Annotated in this window: 17 protein-coding genes; 13 read left to right on the forward strand and 4 right to left on the reverse strand. The window is 46.8% G+C overall.

Annotated features, from left to right (window positions below; genetic code table 11):
* On the forward strand, positions 1-624 hold a 624-nt coding region (hemH, locus tag NDA06_RS23685), incomplete at its 5' end, for a ferrochelatase (protein WP_348251886.1).
* An 83-nt stretch (positions 625-707) separates the two neighbouring features.
* On the opposite strand, the gene NDA06_RS23690 is transcribed toward hemH, so the two are convergent.
* Positions 708-1286 carry a DUF4126 domain-containing protein gene (locus NDA06_RS23690; RefSeq protein ID WP_190410108.1) on the reverse strand — a complete coding sequence of 193 codons (579 nt, stop codon included), beginning with the start codon at positions 1284-1286 and terminating at the stop codon, positions 708-710.
* Positions 1287-1947: 661 nt separating this feature from the next.
* On the opposite strand from NDA06_RS23690, the gene NDA06_RS23695 reads away from it, so the two are divergent.
* A complete protein-coding gene (locus tag NDA06_RS23695) occupies positions 1948-3246 on the forward strand; it encodes a Glu/Leu/Phe/Val dehydrogenase (RefSeq protein WP_190985727.1) in 1299 nt (432 codons plus the stop codon).
* A gap of 85 nt (positions 3247-3331) precedes the next feature.
* Here the strand turns inward: NDA06_RS23695 and NDA06_RS23700 are convergent, their stop codons facing one another.
* Positions 3332-4087, reverse strand: coding sequence for a hypothetical protein (locus tag NDA06_RS23700; RefSeq protein WP_190985726.1), 756 nt, complete (start codon positions 4085-4087; stop codon positions 3332-3334).
* Between the two features lie 207 nt (positions 4088-4294).
* On the opposite strand from NDA06_RS23700, the gene NDA06_RS23705 reads away from it, so the two are divergent.
* The 6 genes from NDA06_RS23705 to NDA06_RS23730 all read left to right on the forward strand — a co-directional run bounded on the left by NDA06_RS23705 (position 4295) and on the right by NDA06_RS23730 (position 8910).
* The gene (locus tag NDA06_RS23705) at positions 4295-5302 is read left to right on the forward strand and encodes an ATP-binding cassette domain-containing protein (RefSeq protein ID WP_190985725.1); all 1008 of its coding nucleotides are present in this window, start codon (positions 4295-4297) and stop codon (positions 5300-5302) included.
* Positions 5299-6090: an ABC-2 family transporter protein gene (locus NDA06_RS23710; protein WP_190985724.1), complete on the forward strand. Its 792-nt coding sequence runs from the start codon at positions 5299-5301 to the stop codon at positions 6088-6090. Before NDA06_RS23705 ends, NDA06_RS23710 begins: the two co-directional genes overlap by 4 nt.
* Before the next feature lie 234 nt (positions 6091-6324).
* On the forward strand, positions 6325-6561 hold the full coding sequence (locus NDA06_RS23715) for a hypothetical protein (protein ID WP_190535222.1): 237 nt from the start codon (positions 6325-6327) through the stop codon (positions 6559-6561).
* Positions 6558-7016, forward strand: a complete 459-nt coding sequence (locus NDA06_RS23720; protein WP_190985723.1) for an HNH endonuclease — start codon at positions 6558-6560, stop codon at positions 7014-7016. The genes NDA06_RS23715 and NDA06_RS23720 overlap by 4 nt, the downstream gene beginning before the upstream one ends.
* 78 nt (positions 7017-7094) lie before the next feature.
* Entirely contained in the window at positions 7095-7877 is a 783-nt protein-coding gene (locus tag NDA06_RS23725) for an ABC transporter permease (protein ID WP_190410112.1), read from the forward strand.
* 163 nt (positions 7878-8040) lie between these two features.
* Positions 8041-8910 carry an aldo/keto reductase gene (locus NDA06_RS23730; protein ID WP_190985722.1) on the forward strand — a complete coding sequence of 290 codons (870 nt, stop codon included), beginning with the start codon at positions 8041-8043 and terminating at the stop codon, positions 8908-8910.
* Positions 8911-9094: 184 nt separating this feature from the next.
* Here NDA06_RS23730 and NDA06_RS23735 read toward each other — a convergent pair whose 3' ends face one another.
* Positions 9095-9850 (reverse strand): ferritin-like domain-containing protein, encoded by a 756-nt coding sequence (locus tag NDA06_RS23735; RefSeq protein WP_190410114.1) that lies wholly within the window; start codon positions 9848-9850, stop codon positions 9095-9097.
* 337 nt (positions 9851-10187) lie between these two features.
* Between NDA06_RS23735 and NDA06_RS23740 the strand changes: the two genes are divergently transcribed.
* From NDA06_RS23740 to NDA06_RS23755, 4 genes are all read left to right on the forward strand, one after another.
* On the forward strand, positions 10188-10898 hold the full coding sequence (locus tag NDA06_RS23740) for a DUF2259 domain-containing protein (RefSeq protein ID WP_190985721.1): 711 nt from the start codon (positions 10188-10190) through the stop codon (positions 10896-10898).
* A gap of 32 nt (positions 10899-10930) precedes the next feature.
* Complete coding sequence (locus NDA06_RS23745) at positions 10931-12526, forward strand: gamma-glutamyltransferase family protein (RefSeq protein ID WP_190985720.1); 1596 nt, start codon at positions 10931-10933, stop codon at positions 12524-12526.
* Positions 12527-12649: 123 nt separating this feature from the next.
* Positions 12650-13345, forward strand: coding sequence for a fasciclin domain-containing protein (locus NDA06_RS23750; protein WP_190535202.1), 696 nt, complete (start codon positions 12650-12652; stop codon positions 13343-13345).
* A 447-nt stretch (positions 13346-13792) separates the two neighbouring features.
* A complete protein-coding gene (locus NDA06_RS23755; protein ID WP_190429697.1) occupies positions 13793-14509 on the forward strand; it encodes a heme oxygenase (biliverdin-producing) in 717 nt (238 codons plus the stop codon).
* Between the two features lie 142 nt (positions 14510-14651).
* Here NDA06_RS23755 and NDA06_RS23760 read toward each other — a convergent pair whose 3' ends face one another.
* On the reverse strand, positions 14652-15113 hold the full coding sequence (locus NDA06_RS23760; RefSeq protein ID WP_190985719.1) for a DUF4332 domain-containing protein: 462 nt from the start codon (positions 15111-15113) through the stop codon (positions 14652-14654).
* Positions 15114-15424: 311 nt separating this feature from the next.
* On the opposite strand from NDA06_RS23760, the gene NDA06_RS23765 reads away from it, so the two are divergent.
* A complete protein-coding gene (locus NDA06_RS23765; RefSeq protein WP_190527020.1) occupies positions 15425-15844 on the forward strand; it encodes a DUF2267 domain-containing protein in 420 nt (139 codons plus the stop codon).
* Positions 15845-15963 lie beyond the last annotated feature (119 nt).

The raw sequence follows: 15963 nt of genomic DNA on the forward strand, positions 1-15963 counted from the left end.
GACCAATTTCCCAATCCCGACCAAGTTCATCTCTTTTTTAGCGCTCACGGTGTTCCTGTCAGCTACGTTGAAGAAGCCGGAGATCCCTACCAAAAAGAAATTGAGGACTGTACTGCTCTAATTATGCAGACCCTCAATCGACCTAATCCCCACACCCTGGCTTATCAAAGTCGAGTCGGGCCAGTTGAGTGGCTTAAACCCTACACTGAAGACGCCCTAAAAGAACTGGGAGCCAAGGGAGTCGAACATTTGTTGGTTGTACCGATTAGCTTCGTCTCCGAGCATATCGAAACCCTACAAGAAATTGACGTCGAGTACCGCGAACTGGCAGAAGAATCTGGCATCCACGACTTCCGCCGCGTGCCAGCGCTAGATACTCATCCCCGCTTTATTGAAGCAATGGCGACTTTGGTGATTGATGCTCTCGACGCCCCCAGCTTGAAGCTATCCCAAGTCACACAGCTCAAGAAGAAAGTCAAAATGTATCCCCAAGAGCGCTGGGAGTGGGGCATGACCACAGCAGCAGAAGTCTGGAACGGACGTCTGGCAATGCTTGGCTTTCTTGCGTTGGTAATCGAGTTAATTAGCGGTCGCGGCCCTCTACACTTTGTCGGACTAATGTAAAAACTAAAAATAAAACAAAAAAGTAAAAAAGCCAAACTAAAAACAAACAATCCTTTCTTTTGCTTTTTTACTTTTGCTTTCCTTTAGTCGGGTTGCTGATAGTGTCCCCTAGAGCGTTTTTGTCCTCGATACCAGCGATACCATTCCTTAGAGCTGCGAATAGCCAGCCACAACAAAAGTAAGGCGATGAGTCCTCCATGCTTGGGCGCATCGAAGGCGAAGACCACCAAGACAACGCACAGAACATCTTGCAAAAAGACGACCCACAGCGGTAAACGCCGCAAGCGGTAGAACCAGCCGACCTGAACTAGCTGGAGGACGAACGCTAATAAGCTGCCCACCACAGCAACTATCCAGAGAAGGCCAGTGGAAGCGCCAGCAATTTGGGCAACGGCAACGCCCATAATCGCTCCGACAATTGGGCTGAAAAGTAGCTGGATCAGTTGCAGTACGCGCTGACCCAACAACTTTTTCGAGGCGAACAGCTCAAATAACGACCAGCTGGTTAGCACTCCTAAAACGACAGGAGGAGGAAAGCGCGACAGTAGGGGCACGCTTGACCAGAGATTGGTACTATGCAATAGACCAATTACCAGCAAGGGAAGAGCTACTCTCATCCCTGCCGCCGCAGATGCAGAGAGTGCGGCTAAGATTTCAATCATAAGAATTCAGCCGACACAAGAACTGATTGCTTGACATCAGGGCAGATGAGAATTATTTCCTCTGTTTACAGTTTCACACTGCTTTAGAGAGCTTGCCACTAATTTCCAAGATATTTCATAAACAGCGATCGCGCTGATGGGTCATCCCCCCTCCCCCGCCGTCCTAAGCTCTACTTAAACCGGAATTGTGTCGCTTATTCTTAAAATGTTACATATAATACAGTTTTTTTTGTGTTTTAATGTTGGTAGGGAAAGTTAAGCGTCTTCCAAGAAAGAAAATTAATTGCAATACGTGCGACGCGCACACTTATTAAGTCGGTAAAAATAAACAAAAAATCCTCACTTTGCTGAGAAACTCGACGATGAGCAACTCGCAAAATTCCCTATTGAAAAATAGGTTTAGAGAGGGTTCGGTTTTTGCCTACTTAATTAAGAACCCTAGCCAAAGCAATCGTTTTCTATTGCGAGAATCTACTGAAACAGGTGGTGTAATTAAACATTACTTGTAGGGTTTGTAATGGGTAATTGGTTATGCTGCATACCAGTTAACTTTTTCACTTCCAATCCTCAAGAATTAGCTTAATTTGCACCATTCTGCTTTTCTTAAAGTGAAATTTGTATTTGCATACCAGCTTGATCGTGCAACAGGAGGAATCGTGGGATGTCAGACTCATTATTTGCTGATGCTAGCCAAAGATTAGAACAAGCCCTAAAATTTGTTTCTATTTCCGACGATGCAGCCGAACACTTAAAATATCCAAAAGCCAGTTTAGCCGTTTCAATTCCTGTCCGGATGGATAACGGCACTTTGAGGATTTTTCAGGGCTATCGTGTCCGTTACGATGATACCAGAGGCCCGACGAAAGGAGGGGTACGCTATCACCCCAATGTTTCAATGGATGAAGTGCAATCCTTAGCCTTTTGGATGACCTTCAAGTGTGCGGTATTAAATTTACCGTTTGGTGGTGCAAAAGGGGGAATAACGCTGAATCCGAAAGAACTCTCGAAAATGGAGTTAGAAAGGCTGAGTCGGGGTTATGTGGATGCGATCGCAGACTTTATTGGCCCTGACGTGGATATTCCAGCACCCGACGTTTACACCAATCCCATGATTATGGGTTGGATGATGGATCAATACAGTATTATCCGTCGTCAAATTACCCCAGCCGTTGTTACCGGCAAACCGTTAACGATGGGGGGGAGTTTAGGCAGAGATACCGCCACTGCTATGGGTGCTTTCTTTGTGATTGAAAGCATCATGAGCAAAGTTGACCGGCTCCCTCAAGAGACAACCGTAGCCGTTCAGGGATTTGGGAATGCTGGTGCAGAGATAGCAGAATTACTTTCCAAAGCTGGATATAAAGTCGTTGCGGTTAGCGATTCTCAAGGCGCAATCTATTCCAAAAAAGGATTAGATATTGCTAAAATTCGACAATACAAATTATCCAGCAAAGGAATTAAAGCCCTCTACTGCCAAGATACCGTTTGTCACATAGACGAACATGAAGTCATCAGCAACGAGGAACTTTTAGCCTTAGATGTGGATATCCTGATTCCAGCCGCGTTGGAAAATCAAATTAATGAGGCGAATGTCAAGGATATTAAAGCAAAATATATCTTTGAAGTTGCTAACGGCCCGGTTAATTCAGCCGCTGACAGAATTCTGGAAGAACGGGGGATTTACGTCTTTCCCGATATTTTAGTCAATGCGGGCGGCGTTACAGTCAGCTACTTTGAATGGGTACAAAATCGCAGCGGACTCTATTGGACACTACAAGAAGTCAATCAACGCTTAATGGAAAAAATGGTTGAAGAAACTGAGAAAATTTGGTCAATTTCTCAGGAACTAGCGATTTCGATGCGAACAGCGGCTTACGTCCATGCTTTAAATCGGTTGGGAGAAGCCATTAATGCCAAGGGTACGCGAGACTATTATCTCAACGGTCGAGTTTATGCATAGTCTGTAAGTTAACGAGAAGCGATCGCGCTATCTACTAGGGCAGGGGATACCTCTGCCCTATTTCGTTGATACGCTCCTTCAGAGTCTAGAGAGTCATAGCTTTGCGGATCACTTTGAGCGCATCATCAATTTGATTCACTTCATCAATGATAAAAGAAGAATATCTTGCCCGGTCTTTTTTTAAGTTCAGTCTACTAACCAAGTTGCCATCATGCTCTTCTGGTAGACCTTTAACTGTAATCCGAAGCGTTTTTGCTCTAGGTTGAATTTTGATAGTCCAGAAGTTTCTCGGACTTTCAACAAATCTACCAGAGGTGGAGTGATAGTACAAATTTCCTTCAGAATAAATCTCTGAACGAACTCTGGTGATAAGCATCTGACCAGTTTCGATGGTATTCGCAGGGAGGCACCTTAGCTCCTGAAGAAATTTTCTATCCCCATCTTGAAAAGCTCGGTTTCTAGAATTGTTCATGTTGACAGATGCTTCCGGCTTTTTCTGGTCTTGAGTATCTGGACGGTGAATCTTTGCTTGAGGCAGGTTAGACTGAGTAAGGAGTTCGTGTGAGTTTTTCTCCAATCTGTCTAACGCATCTTGTGCAACGATAATTCTAGTGAGACGCTCGTTTCTACCCGTCTTAAATGTCACTTGGCTTCTCTCTAAGCTAATAATGCTGCCATCTTCACTATGTTCAACAACCTCTCTAGCAATCAGAAGATTAGAAGAGCCGCCGTTACTTTGCGGTTCTCCAAAATACTCATACAGCACTAATGGATCAAGTTCGGTGACATAAGTTGATTTATCAACCCGAAAAGCAGGCTCAATAAGAAGTCGAATTGACATGATGCTTGCTCCATTTTTTATTGATGAGTATTATTGAGTTTACTCTTTATGTCTCAGTTATACTCAACAATACTCAAGAATGTCAACTAATCATGCTTACAGAACAAATAAGGTAGAAGAAGTGCCGAAAGTCTTGCCAGAGTTGGATAGCAACAACTAGTCGCCTTTGAGATCATCAAGTTAGATCCATAAACTACAAGAATTGCAATGCCCATCGTCTCGGCTGAGAAACTGAGCAAAGTCTACCCAGTGGCGGTCAAAGGACCCGGACTTAAGGGGACATTACAGCACTTTCTGCGCCGCACCTACCGCGAGGTGAAGGCGGTTCAAGATGTCTCCTTCGAGATTGAACCGGGGGAAGTCGTGGGGTTTTTAGGTGCCAATGGCGCAGGAAAAACGACGACGCTGAAGATGCTCACGGGGTTAATCCATCCCTCCGCAGGGAATGTAAGAGTGGCGGGACAGGTTCCTTTCCAGCGTCAGGCGTCCTTTTTGAAACAAATTACGCTGGTGATGGGGCAAAAGCAACAGTTGCTCTGGGACTTGCCAGCGATGGACTCGCTGAGGATAAACGCCGCTGTTTATAACATCCCCGACAAAGATTTTCGGCGGATGGTGGGGGAACTGACGGAGATGCTTTCACTGCAAGGCAAGCTGAATCAGCCGGTGCGGAAGCTTTCTTTGGGGGAACGGATGAAGGCTGAGTTGCTAGCAGCACTCCTCCACCAGCCCAAGGTGTTGTTTTTGGATGAGCCGACGCTGGGACTGGATATCAATGCTCAGGTTGGGGTGCGGGAGTTTTTGCGGGAGTACAATCAGCTCTATGGAGCGACGATTCTCTTAACCAGCCACTACATGGCAGACATTACTGCTTTGTGTCAGCGGGTGCTACTGATTCATCAAGGTCAGCTAATTTATGATGGCAGTTTGGATGGACTCCTAGACCGCTTTGCCCCGTACCGCGAGGTGAAAGTAGAGTTGGCGCATCCGCTACCGAAAGATGATGTAGAAAGGGGAAGTTTGGCATCTTTAAAATCTTATGGCGAAATCAAAGCGGTAGAAGGTCAAGTGGTGCGTTTGCTGGTGCGGCGGGAGGCGCTAACACGCACAGTCGCTAAAATTTTGGCGGAAATGGATGTATTGGATTTGGCGGTGACTGACCCGCCGATTGAAGAAGTAATCGGTCAGGTGTTTCGGGCGGGAGTCGTTGTATGAGTTCAGCAATTAGAACAGCCAAAACTTTGCTGATAGCTTATTACGCTCATATGGTGGAGTATCGGGCAGAGTTATTTTTGTGGGCGTTATCAGGTTCTGTGCCCTTCATCTTGATGGGGATTTGGATGGAGGCAGCCGCGCAAGGTGGACAGTTTGGTCTGTCGCCAGTAGATTTTGCCCGCTATTTCATTGCAGCTTTCCTAGTGAGGCAGTTTACGGTTGTTTGGGTAATTTGGGAATTTGAGAAGCAGGTGGTACAAGGGACGTTGTCTTCTCGGCTGCTGCAACCCTTAGACCCGGTATGGCATCATGTCGCTTCTCATCTTTCCGAACGCCTTGCCCGTTTACCGTTCATTGCGGGGTTGATAATCTTGTTTTTCACTCTCTACCCGAAGGCTCTTTGGTTGCCGAGTGTGGGGACAATTTTATTATTTTTCGGGGTGTTAGCGATCGCCTTCACGCTCCGCTTTCTCATCCAATACACGTTTGCTCTGTTTGCTTTTTGGACGGAACGCGCTAGCGCCATCGAGCAATTCTGGTTTTTGCTGTATCTGTTTCTTTCTGGCGTTGTGGCACCCCTAGAAGTTTTTCCGCCAGCGGTGCGTGAGGTGGTGCTGTGGACGCCATTTCCCTATCTGGTGCATTTCCCGGCGGCCTTGTTGGTAGGGTTGCCAGTGGATTTAGGGCGGGGTTTGTTGGCAATGTTCGGTTGGTGTTTGCTGTTTTTTGTCTGGAATCGTTGGATGTGGCGGCGGGGATTGAAACAATATTCGGGGATGGGGGCGTAGGAAGAAAGAGGGGAAGAGTGCGATCGCTTTCGCCGTGTTGCTATCCGCAAATCGCGTTACTTTCAAATTGGCACACCTTGCAACCTTGAGAAGATGCAACGATATCTACGGGTACTAAAGCTATTTTGGAGTACAGCGATCGCATCCCTAACTATTCATCGCTCATAGATATGAAGTGTGAAGGCGCGATCGCGCTTAATAGTACACTAGAACTAAATCGACTGTGAGAATGCCATGACCCCAGTAGTAATTAGACCCTCTTCTTGGCTAACGACTGGCATCCGAGTTGAAAAAGTAAAGAATATGAATCTTTTCAAGTTCACAGAAGAACTCCAGTCCCGGATGGAAGAACTTTTGGAGAAAAAAAAGGCTGATTTTCTCACGCCAGAAGAAGCTGCTGAACTGGAGGGTATAGGAGAATTAGACATGATTTTTACCTACATCAACGCCCAAATTGCTGCTCAACCGTGACGATTTCAAATAAGCTCCAGCAGTTGGTACGGCAACGAGCAAAATATTTGTGCGAGTATTGCCATTCTCCTGAATTTTTGAGTACATCTCTACTCACCATAGAGCATTTGTTCCCGCAGTCTTTGGGAGGGTCTGATGAGATTGAAAATTTAGCTTTAGCTTGCCGTCGCTGTAATGAGCGTCGTTATAATTTTATAGTAGGAATTGACACAGAAACTCAAGAAGAAATACCCTTATTTAATCCTCGTCAGCAACCGTGGGCTGAACATTTTATCAGGACAGCAGACGGTATAAAAATTTTAGGTATTACACCTACAGGTAGAGCTACTTGCAATCGACTTGATTTTAATGATGAGTTTCATAATGATGGTTTTATTCAGAAATCTCGTCGGTTTTGGGTGCAAGGCGGCTGGCATCCTCCCAGCGACGATCCGCGTCAGAAAAGTGGGATTTAAAGACGCGATCGCTCTCGCAGTCTTGCTAGGACTAAATCGCGTTACTTTCAAATTGGCACACCTTGCAACCTTGAGAAGATGCAACGATATCTACGGGTACTAAAGCTATTTTGGAGTACAGCGATCGCTGCCGAACTTGAATACCGGGTTAATTTTGTTCTAGCAGCACTCAGTAGTTTGGGAAACCTAGCCGGTAGTATGTTTGGGTTGTCCTTGTTTTACCGCAATGGTTACACCTTTGAAGGGTGGAAATGGGAGGAAGCTTTGGTTGTGTTGGGAGTTTTTACGATCCTGCAAGGCTTTTCTAATAGCTTTTTGGTGCCTAATTTAAACCGGATTGTCGATCAGGTTCAGCAAGGGACATTAGACTTTGTGCTGCTGAAGCCAATCAGCAGCCAATTTTGGCTTTCTACCCGCGCCTTTTCTCCTTGGGGACTGCCAGATTTAGTCTTTGGAGGGGTGCTGATTGGCTATGCTGGGGCGCGGTTGGGTTTGAGAATCAGCGACTATTTCTTAAGTACGATACCGCTACTATTCGGTTTCGCAATTCTGTACAGCCTGTGGTTTATGCTGGGGGCGACTAGCATCTGGTTTGTGAAAATCTACAACGTCACTGAGGTACTCAGAGGCTTTTTAGAAGCTGGGCGATACCCAATGGTTGCTTATCCCGCTGCTTACCGTTTTTTCTTTACTTTCATAGTGCCAGTAGCGTTTTTAACGACTATCCCAGCGGAGGCGATGCTGGGGCGCGTCGAGGTGGGTTGGATAGTGAGTGCGGGAATTCTGGCGTTGGCGCTATTATTCGCTTCGCGGGTTTTCTGGCGGTTTGCACTGCGATTTTATACGAGTGCGTCGAGTTAGAATTGCCCTTTTAGACGTATGGACACGCTAATGCTGTGTCCTTGCAAGGTGTTGACCAACAGAATTTGCGATCGCTTGTTGAGAACTAACCGTCAGACAGACGATTTCCATCCGGCAATCTTCAATCAATTGAAGGGGTAGAAGACGAAAGCAAAATCAAACAATGGAAACGAAAGAACTAGGACATACAGGTGTCAAAATCAGCGCGATCGCACTGGGTGGAATGCCGATGTCTTTAAGTAGCAGACCCCCAGAATCAGAATCCATCAAAGTCATCCATCGCGCCCTCGATTTGGGCGTGACGCTGATTGATACCGCTGATTCCTACTGCAAAGATGAATCAGATAAGCACCACAACGAAGGCTTAATTAGTAAAGCGCTTTCCTCTTATTCAGGTAATAAGAGTAATGTTCTGGTTGCAACTAAGGGGGGACTGATGCGCCCCAATGGTAGCTGGACGCGCAACGGCAACCCCAAGCATCTGCGGGAGACAATTCGGATCAGCTTTGAGACTTTGGGGGGAAAGCCGATAGATATTTGGCAATACCACGCACCCGATACAGATTACACGATTGAAGAGTCGCTCAAACCAGCCAAAGAAGCTGTAGAACAAGGGATGATCCGGTTTGTCGGCGTCTCTAACTTTTCAGTAGAGCAAATTAAACGCGCCCGTGATGTGGTTGAGATTGTCTCTGTACAAAATCAGTACAATCCTTGGAATCGTCAGCCGGAAGAGGACGGAGTGCTGGAGTATTGCGAAAAGGAACAACTAACGTTTTTACCTTGGAGTCCGTTGGGTGGTAGCCGTCGCGTGGGCAAACTGGAAGATATTGATGCGATCGCGCAACTTGCCCAAGAAAAAGGCGTTTCTGTCTACAATATTGTCCTAGCATGGCTGCGGGCAAAATCTCCAGCCATTGTGCCTATTCCCGGCGCAAGTAAAGTTTCCAGCATTGAAGACTCTGTGCGTGCTGTCGATGTCAAGCTGTCAGATCGAGAAGTTGCCCAAATCGACCGCGCTACAGCATCCTGATGATTGTAGGGGCTTTCGCATTCCAGCGAAAAAACGCTTGCTGTAACAATAGTTGCTCTGAATGCCTCGCCCTCCCCACGGCTAGATTGAGGGCGAAGCCTTCGGGTTCAAAATCAGGGTGTGTGACAGAAATGTTCGCCTAAATGCGAAAGCCCTATAGGAAATCAGCGAACGAGAAAATAGGTTAAGCTACCGCTAGTTCTGCTTCCTCAGACATTTCTGTGGGAACGCCATCCTGAACCAGTGAAGGCATCTGTCCGCTTTTCTGCATCAGATTTGTCACCATTGCCAACAAAGCATTCACCTTGCGAGTCCGCCACGCATCCACCATCTCTTCTACTGCTGCATCTGGGAGGCGACGCTTTAGCGCTTCTAAAAGATAAGCGGCGTGTCCGGTTTCGTCGTGGGCGATACTGAGGAGTCCCTTTTTCAAGCTAGCGCTGTTCGGTTCATCCTCTGGTAACACATTAGCCATGCGAACGAAGTCCTTGCTGGCATCCAGTTCTAGGATATACGTGCTAGCCATGAACACCACCCAGTCAATATTCTGCGGTTTCAAGCTTTCTTGGGAGTATCCTTCAAAGTAAGCTTCAAAAAAGGGACTGCGGCGGCGTTCATCCGGCTTACCCTCTGGCTTGGCTTCAGCGGCTTTCTTAAAGTCAATGACTTGCTTATTCAGCCGCTTCAGCGCTTGGGCAAAAATTTGACCGTGACGCTTTTCATCAGAGGCGTGGCGGGCAAGTTTTTCAGCTAGCCACGTATCGCCTTCAGCGGCGGCGCGATCGCTCAAGGCTTGCAGAAATGGAACTGAACCAGATTCTGCCAGTTGGAACCCGGCGAGGACGTTTGGGCGCGTTAAAGGATCGCGAATTTGGCGGGCACCAATGTAAGCCCCAGCACCCGATCCGGCTAAGTGCAACAGGTAGGTAAAAAAGTTCATGCTGAAATTTTCTTGAGTGTTTAGAGCTAACGGATGATATTCTATCGCTGTTTTTTTAAATAGGGGGTTAGAGAGGATGCTTTTGTTGTTGCCAATGTGGGGTTTGCTTGCTGACTCTAAACTCCTAGCTTTATTAAGCAAACATACTAAAAAGCATCCCTCCCAGGAAATATCTATTACAGTTGACTCTAAGGAATTTTAGGGTGCAGAAGCTTCTAGGCTGAGCGGGCAACAGTTTAACAGGAACTGAGTGTTTCGCTAATTTAAAAGAAATTGTCAATCCTCAAGTAAAAATTTAAAATCAAATAATCTCTGCATTCAAAAGAATAAAATTGCCATGAAAAGTTTACCCGTAATTTCACTGAGTTTTGTTGCGTTTGCGACGATTTTCATATCTTCAGATGCACTCGCGGAAATTTTCAAAACTAGTCGTAGACTATCAGGTTTCTCAACCGATAGCCGTCACTATATTTATCTAGAAAGTTATCGAAACCCGATTACGGAAACGCCTAAAGCACAATTGCAAATCGTAAATGCACCTACAAACTCTTGCGTTGAATATGGCTGTATAGAAACAGAAAATACTCAAGAATCTTCAAGCCCAACGACTCAAGCCGCTGAAACAGAATTACTCAAAAAAACTGCGGTAATTCGGTACAAATTAAAATTAAATCGTCCAGCGGCAGGAAGAAGACTGCCTGCTCTTTCTCGCGTCACCAACCCAGATGGAAGTGAAGTTTATACCTTTTTAGTGAAGAATAAGAAAGACCCTCTACAGGTATTAATGCGGCAAAAATATATCCCATCAGTTGCGTATGGAGGAAATGCGGATACAGATCGTGCTGCCCTACAACTTGAGATTATTTACAACAATCGGAGACGTACCCTGAGCAGCCTGAATACATACCGCGATAATACGATGAAATATGCGCTCAGAGAAGTGCGCTTAGCCCCAAATGGACGCAGTGCGGTTATTCTAATGAATACGATCGAACCGGCTGAACAGGGGGCAGTCCAGACAACTTTGGTGCAGAGTTTCCCGCTTTAATCCAGCTATAAATTGCCCGGTTTAAAAATACAATGCCGCCAGAAAATTTAACCGATTATCCCTACTTTAGTTCCCGACGAGTAGTAATGGGGCAGCGAGGTGCTGTAGCAACTAGCCAGCCTCTGGCGGCTTTGGCTGGGATGGAAATGCTGATGGCTGGAGGAAATGCGGTGGATGCAGCGATCGCGATGGCGATCGCGCTGACTGTCGTAGAACCCACCTCCAACGGCATCGGTGCAGACGCTTTCGCTTTAGTTTGGGATGGGCAATTGCACGGATTGAATGCTTCGGGGAAAAGTCCCTACCATCTCAATCTAGACGCTTTTGCTGGGATGCAGCAATTTCCCGATTTGGGTTGGCTGACTGTCACTGTACCGGGTGCTGTGTCGGGATGGCAAAAATTATGGAAGCGTTGGGGAAAGCTACCGTTTGAGCAGCTATTTGTCCCGGCGATTCGATACGCTGAAGAAGGTTTCCCGGTGTCACCGGAGACGGCACGGGCGTGGAAGCGAGCCGAGGCAATCTATTTGCCGCTGATTGCGCCGGAGTTTCAGCCGTTTAAAGAAGTATTTTTTCCAGGAAATCGGGCACCCGCCGCCGGGGAAATTTGGCGGAGTCCGCTTCATGCCAAAACCCTAAGAGCGATCGCTCAAACTGAAGGGGAAAGCTTTTATCGAGGGGAAATTGCCGAAAAAATCGCTAACTTTGCCGCTAACACCGGCGGTATTTTAACAGCATCTGACTTAGCAACCCACTCCTGTGACTGGGTGCAGCCGATTTTCACCAACTACCGAGGCATTACCGTCTGGGAGATTCCTCCAAATACTCAAGGCATCGCGACGCTAATGGCTTTGAATATTCTGGAAGGTTATCCCCTGTCCGATTACCCCCGCGAATCAGTTTCTAGCTACCATCTGCAAATTGAGGCGATGAAGCTGGCTTTTGCAGATTTACATCAATATATTGGCGATCCTCGGTTTATGGAGGTGCCTGTAGAACATCTCCTAAACAAAGCTTATGCTGACGAACGACGCTGTTTGATTGGAAAAGAAGCTGCGATCGCTCAGCCTGGGTTGCCCAAGGGAGGCACCGTCTATCTCGCAGCGGCTGACAGCGAACTGATGATATCTTTCATCCAATCTAACTACAGTGGCTTTGGCAGCGGCATTCTGGTTCCCGATACGGGCATCGCTCTGCAAAACCGGGCATCGGGATTCACCCTAACTCCGGGACACCCAAATCAAGTGGGAGCCGCGAAACGCCCTTTTCACACGATTATTCCCGGCTTTCTGACGCAAGACAATCAACCTTTGGGGCCATTTGGCGTCATGGGGGCACCGATGCAACCGCAGGGACATCTGCAAGTCGTTGTCAACCTCCTAGACTATGGGATGAATCCCCAAACAGCGCTGGATGCACCGAGATGGCGGTTTGTCGCTGGCAAGACAGTGCTTTTAGAACAGATAGTGCCTCGAAATATCGCTTTAGCTCTGGCCGAACGCGGTCATGATATCCAAATCAGTGCAGAACCCGGAATGTTTGGCAAGGGGCAGATCATCTTGCGGCAAGGCGGGGTACTGGTTGCCGCCTCCGAACCCCGCGCCGATGGGCTGGCATTAGCCTGGTGATACCTTTCCTTAGAGAGACGCGATCGCATCTCTAAATACCTCCATAGGCTGAGAAGCTCTTGACCAATTTATTATTAACTTTTGTAAATAGCTCTGTAATTTATCTTTACCAAAAGGCCATTCATGAAAAGTTTAGGAAAACTGTTGTTCAGCGTCATCGGTGTTGGTAGCCTGGTCGTTCTCTCTGCTTGCGGCGGTCAGCCTGGTGCAAACACAGCGAACCAAGCTCCGGCGAGCGATTCGACCGCAACAACCGAATCACCAGTTGCTGAAGCTCCTGCAACTACTACCTCACCCAGTGCTGAAGTTTCTCCTACTGCCTCCCCTGGTGCTGAAGCCAATGGTGCGGCAACCGAAGACAAAAACCTGGGAGAACTGGCACAAACAGCAGCCAGCAATGGTTCCTTCACCACTCTCACCAAAGCAGTGCAAGCAGCAGGCTTGACTGACCAATTAACTGGAGACAAGCCATACACGGTATTTGCACCGACTGATGCCGCTTTCGCCGCTTTACCAGCCGGTACTGTGGACAAGCTACTGCAACCAGCAAACAAACAAACCCTAGTCAAGCTTCTGAGCTACCATGTGGTGCCAGGTAAAATCTCTTCCACCGAACTAAAATCCGGCGAAGTGAAAACCGTTGAAGGTACCCCCGTTACCGTTAAGGTTGATAGTGCCAGCAGCGAAATCACCATAAACAACGCCAAGGTGATCCAGCCGAATATTCCAGCCAGCAACGGCGTCATCCACGTTGTTGACAAAGTAATTCTGCCTCCGGATATTCAAGCAAGTCTTGGTTCTAGTCAGACAGCACAGTAGGACTTGACACTCCCCTAACTGAAGCGGATTTTTCTAGATATCTATCAAAGCCTTGTTTCAATACAGATGTATCTACCTTAATTCCATCGTTTCAAGCTTTGGCATTCAAGCTTTTAAATGTGGGTGACGATGAGGCATCGATTAGCCTTTCAGGGCGGGGAAACCCGCCCTTTTTAGTGGGTTGATTTCCCTAACGCCCAGAAAATGAGAAATTATAAAATGTTACGGAGAGCCTAGCGGCTGCTTTGTAGCGACGTTTTAGCCCGATCTAGAATTCCAAATCGTCGCTGCCTTGCTTCCCCGTGACTTAGCCTCAAGAGCTGCCGATGTTCAAAATTCTTAATGAAAATTCTCAGCAAATCAGTCTAATCTAACGTTTTAGCGGTTTTCAAGCCGTGGAAAAGATCGGTACGCTCCTCCGTAGACTTTAGGGATAAGAAATTTAGCATGAGCAGCAATTTAGCAACCAAATTGCGTGAGGGAACCAAAAAATCCCACACAATGGCGGAAAACGTTGGTTTTGTCAAGTGCTTTTTAAAAGGCGTTGTTGAGAAGAACTCTTACCGGAATTTGGTAAAGAACCTCTACTTCGTCTATTCCGCAATGGAAGAAGAGATGGAAGGGCACCGGCAACACCCCATTCTGTCTAAGATTTATTTTCCCCAGCTAAACCGGAAAAAGAGCCTAGAACAAGACCTCGCTTACTACTACGGCACCAACTGGCGCGAACAAATCTCTGCCTCGCCTGCTGCTGAAGAATACATCCAGCGCATCCGCGAAGTCTCGACTTCAGCCCCAGAAATGTTAGTTGCCCATTCCTATACCCGCTACCTTGGCGACTTGTCCGGCGGTCAAATCCTCAAGGGCATTGCTCAACGGGCGATGAACCTCACGGATGGGCAAGGGACAGCTTTCTACGAATTTCAAGAAATTGACGATGAAAAGGCGTTCAAGGCAACCTATCGCCAAGCCATGAACGATCTGCCCATTGATGACGCCACAGCAGACAAGATTGTGGATGAAGCCAATGATGCTTTTGCCATGAATATGAAGCTGTTCCAAGAATTAAATGGCAACTTGATCAAGGCAATTGGTCAGATGCTGTTCAACACGCTGACACGCAAACGCACTCGTGGCAGCACGGATCTTGCAACTGCCGAATAATAACTTTACGCTCCCTCAAGACTTTTAGACTAAAACACACGATTTTCTACAATCCTGGAGGCTGGGTGATGGTGAAGCCATTGTCATCAAGCTTTCAGGATTGTCAGCTTTTATAGGTCATCGCGGTGATAGGAAATGTCTCTTAGACGCGACTGCAAGAAGGCGATCGCGCAGATGCACGCGCCTGTTCGATCCATTGTGCGATCGCGCCCCGCGTGGGACAGAGATCCCGGCGTTGTAGAGTCGCGACTTGGAGCCGCAAAATTTGTTGATGTATCCTTTCAACGGGCGTTTGGGCGAGTTGGGCGCAAGAAGCAATTCCGGCATGAAGCAACAGCCCACAATATTCGCAACCCACACCCGGAAGGCGAGACAAGTCCGCCAAAGCCACCCATTTATTGATGTGTTGAATATGAATCTGTAACTGAGTAGCTAAGGCTTGCCTTTGCACTGGGCTACTGGCTTGCTGGAGTAGTTGCAAAGTGGTTTTTATGCCACAGTCTCTTAATCCAGCTTGATTTTCCGGGCTTAATCCAGGCAGTTGCTCGATTCGCCAGTTGCTAGGAATGAAGCGATTTTGAGGCGAGGAATGAACGGGTTTCATTTTCTGAATTTCAAGTGTATGGACTTTTGAGAAATCTACAAAATTGCAGCGGTTGTATCAGCGCTTCCACACACCGAGAAAGTCACATCCCGCTTGGGAGGTAATATTTTCTACTCTACCAAATGGCTAATAATACAGCAACTAACGATTTAATTAGCTAAAAATTTAGCTAGAAAGCTATGTAAAATTATTTACTTCTTCAGAGAGACGTAAGAATTAAATTACTTTTATAAATTAACTAGAGTTTGAGTGTCTCATTTTGAGAGCGCTCATTGAATCAAGTTTGATAATTTTAGGGTTTGCAGAAAATTATGGCATCACACCACGCATTTTTAGAGAAAGTCAAGACAAAAGGAAACTTAAATGATCTGGATGAAGCAAAAAATGCGGCTGAAGTAGTCTTTCGCACCATGCGCGACGTAATGTCTAATGAAGCGGTGGAGCGAGTCGAGGAAGAACTGGACAAGTCAGCAACTGATGAAGTGGAAGATTTGTGGGAAGACACCAATCCAATTGTCAGTTTCTTAAGCAAAATAAGACCCCAGTTAAAAATTAAACCGGAAAACTTTTTAGTTCGGCTGAGGCAAGAGGGTAATTTACCCGAAAGAGACGCAGAAACAATTATTAAAGCCGTCTTTTCTGCAACCAAAGAGGAGCTATCTCCCGAACGAATTCAGGAAGTTGCTAGCTATCTCCCAGGTGAAATTCAGGAGATGTGGCAACAAGCTTAATCAAGTAGGGTTGCACAAAACAACTTAAGTAACGTCAGTTCGGGTTAAGCAGAAGCAGGCAAAGCCGCATCAATGAGCAGGGAAGGCTTCTTGGGCTGGTGACAGTAGGCAATCAAGCC

The organism is Trichocoleus sp. ST-U1 (assembly GCF_039961835.1).
Classification (GTDB): Bacteria; Cyanobacteriota; Cyanobacteriia; order Cyanobacteriales; family FACHB-T130; genus FACHB-T130.

Coding starts and splice junctions, on each gene's coding strand:
- NDA06_RS23690 (WP_190410108.1), bottom strand. CDS start 1,286: ATGATTGAAATCTTAGCCGCACTCTCTGCATCTGCGGCGGCAGGGATG.
- NDA06_RS23695 (WP_190985727.1), top strand. CDS start 1,948: ATGTCAGACTCATTATTTGCTGATGCTAGCCAAAGATTAGAACAAGCC.
- NDA06_RS23700 (WP_190985726.1), bottom strand. CDS start 4,087: ATGTCAATTCGACTTCTTATTGAGCCTGCTTTTCGGGTTGATAAATCA.
- NDA06_RS23705 (WP_190985725.1), top strand. CDS start 4,295: ATGCCCATCGTCTCGGCTGAGAAACTGAGCAAAGTCTACCCAGTGGCG.
- NDA06_RS23710 (WP_190985724.1), top strand. CDS start 5,299: ATGAGTTCAGCAATTAGAACAGCCAAAACTTTGCTGATAGCTTATTAC.
- NDA06_RS23715 (WP_190535222.1), top strand. CDS start 6,325: ATGACCCCAGTAGTAATTAGACCCTCTTCTTGGCTAACGACTGGCATC.
- NDA06_RS23725 (WP_190410112.1), top strand. CDS start 7,095: ATGCAACGATATCTACGGGTACTAAAGCTATTTTGGAGTACAGCGATC.
- NDA06_RS23730 (WP_190985722.1), top strand. CDS start 8,041: ATGGAAACGAAAGAACTAGGACATACAGGTGTCAAAATCAGCGCGATC.
- NDA06_RS23735 (WP_190410114.1), bottom strand. CDS start 9,850: ATGAACTTTTTTACCTACCTGTTGCACTTAGCCGGATCGGGTGCTGGG.
- NDA06_RS23740 (WP_190985721.1), top strand. CDS start 10,188: ATGAAAAGTTTACCCGTAATTTCACTGAGTTTTGTTGCGTTTGCGACG.
- NDA06_RS23745 (WP_190985720.1), top strand. CDS start 10,931: ATGCCGCCAGAAAATTTAACCGATTATCCCTACTTTAGTTCCCGACGA.
- NDA06_RS23750 (WP_190535202.1), top strand. CDS start 12,650: ATGAAAAGTTTAGGAAAACTGTTGTTCAGCGTCATCGGTGTTGGTAGC.
- NDA06_RS23755 (WP_190429697.1), top strand. CDS start 13,793: ATGAGCAGCAATTTAGCAACCAAATTGCGTGAGGGAACCAAAAAATCC.
- NDA06_RS23760 (WP_190985719.1), bottom strand. CDS start 15,113: ATGAAACCCGTTCATTCCTCGCCTCAAAATCGCTTCATTCCTAGCAAC.
- NDA06_RS23765 (WP_190527020.1), top strand. CDS start 15,425: ATGGCATCACACCACGCATTTTTAGAGAAAGTCAAGACAAAAGGAAAC.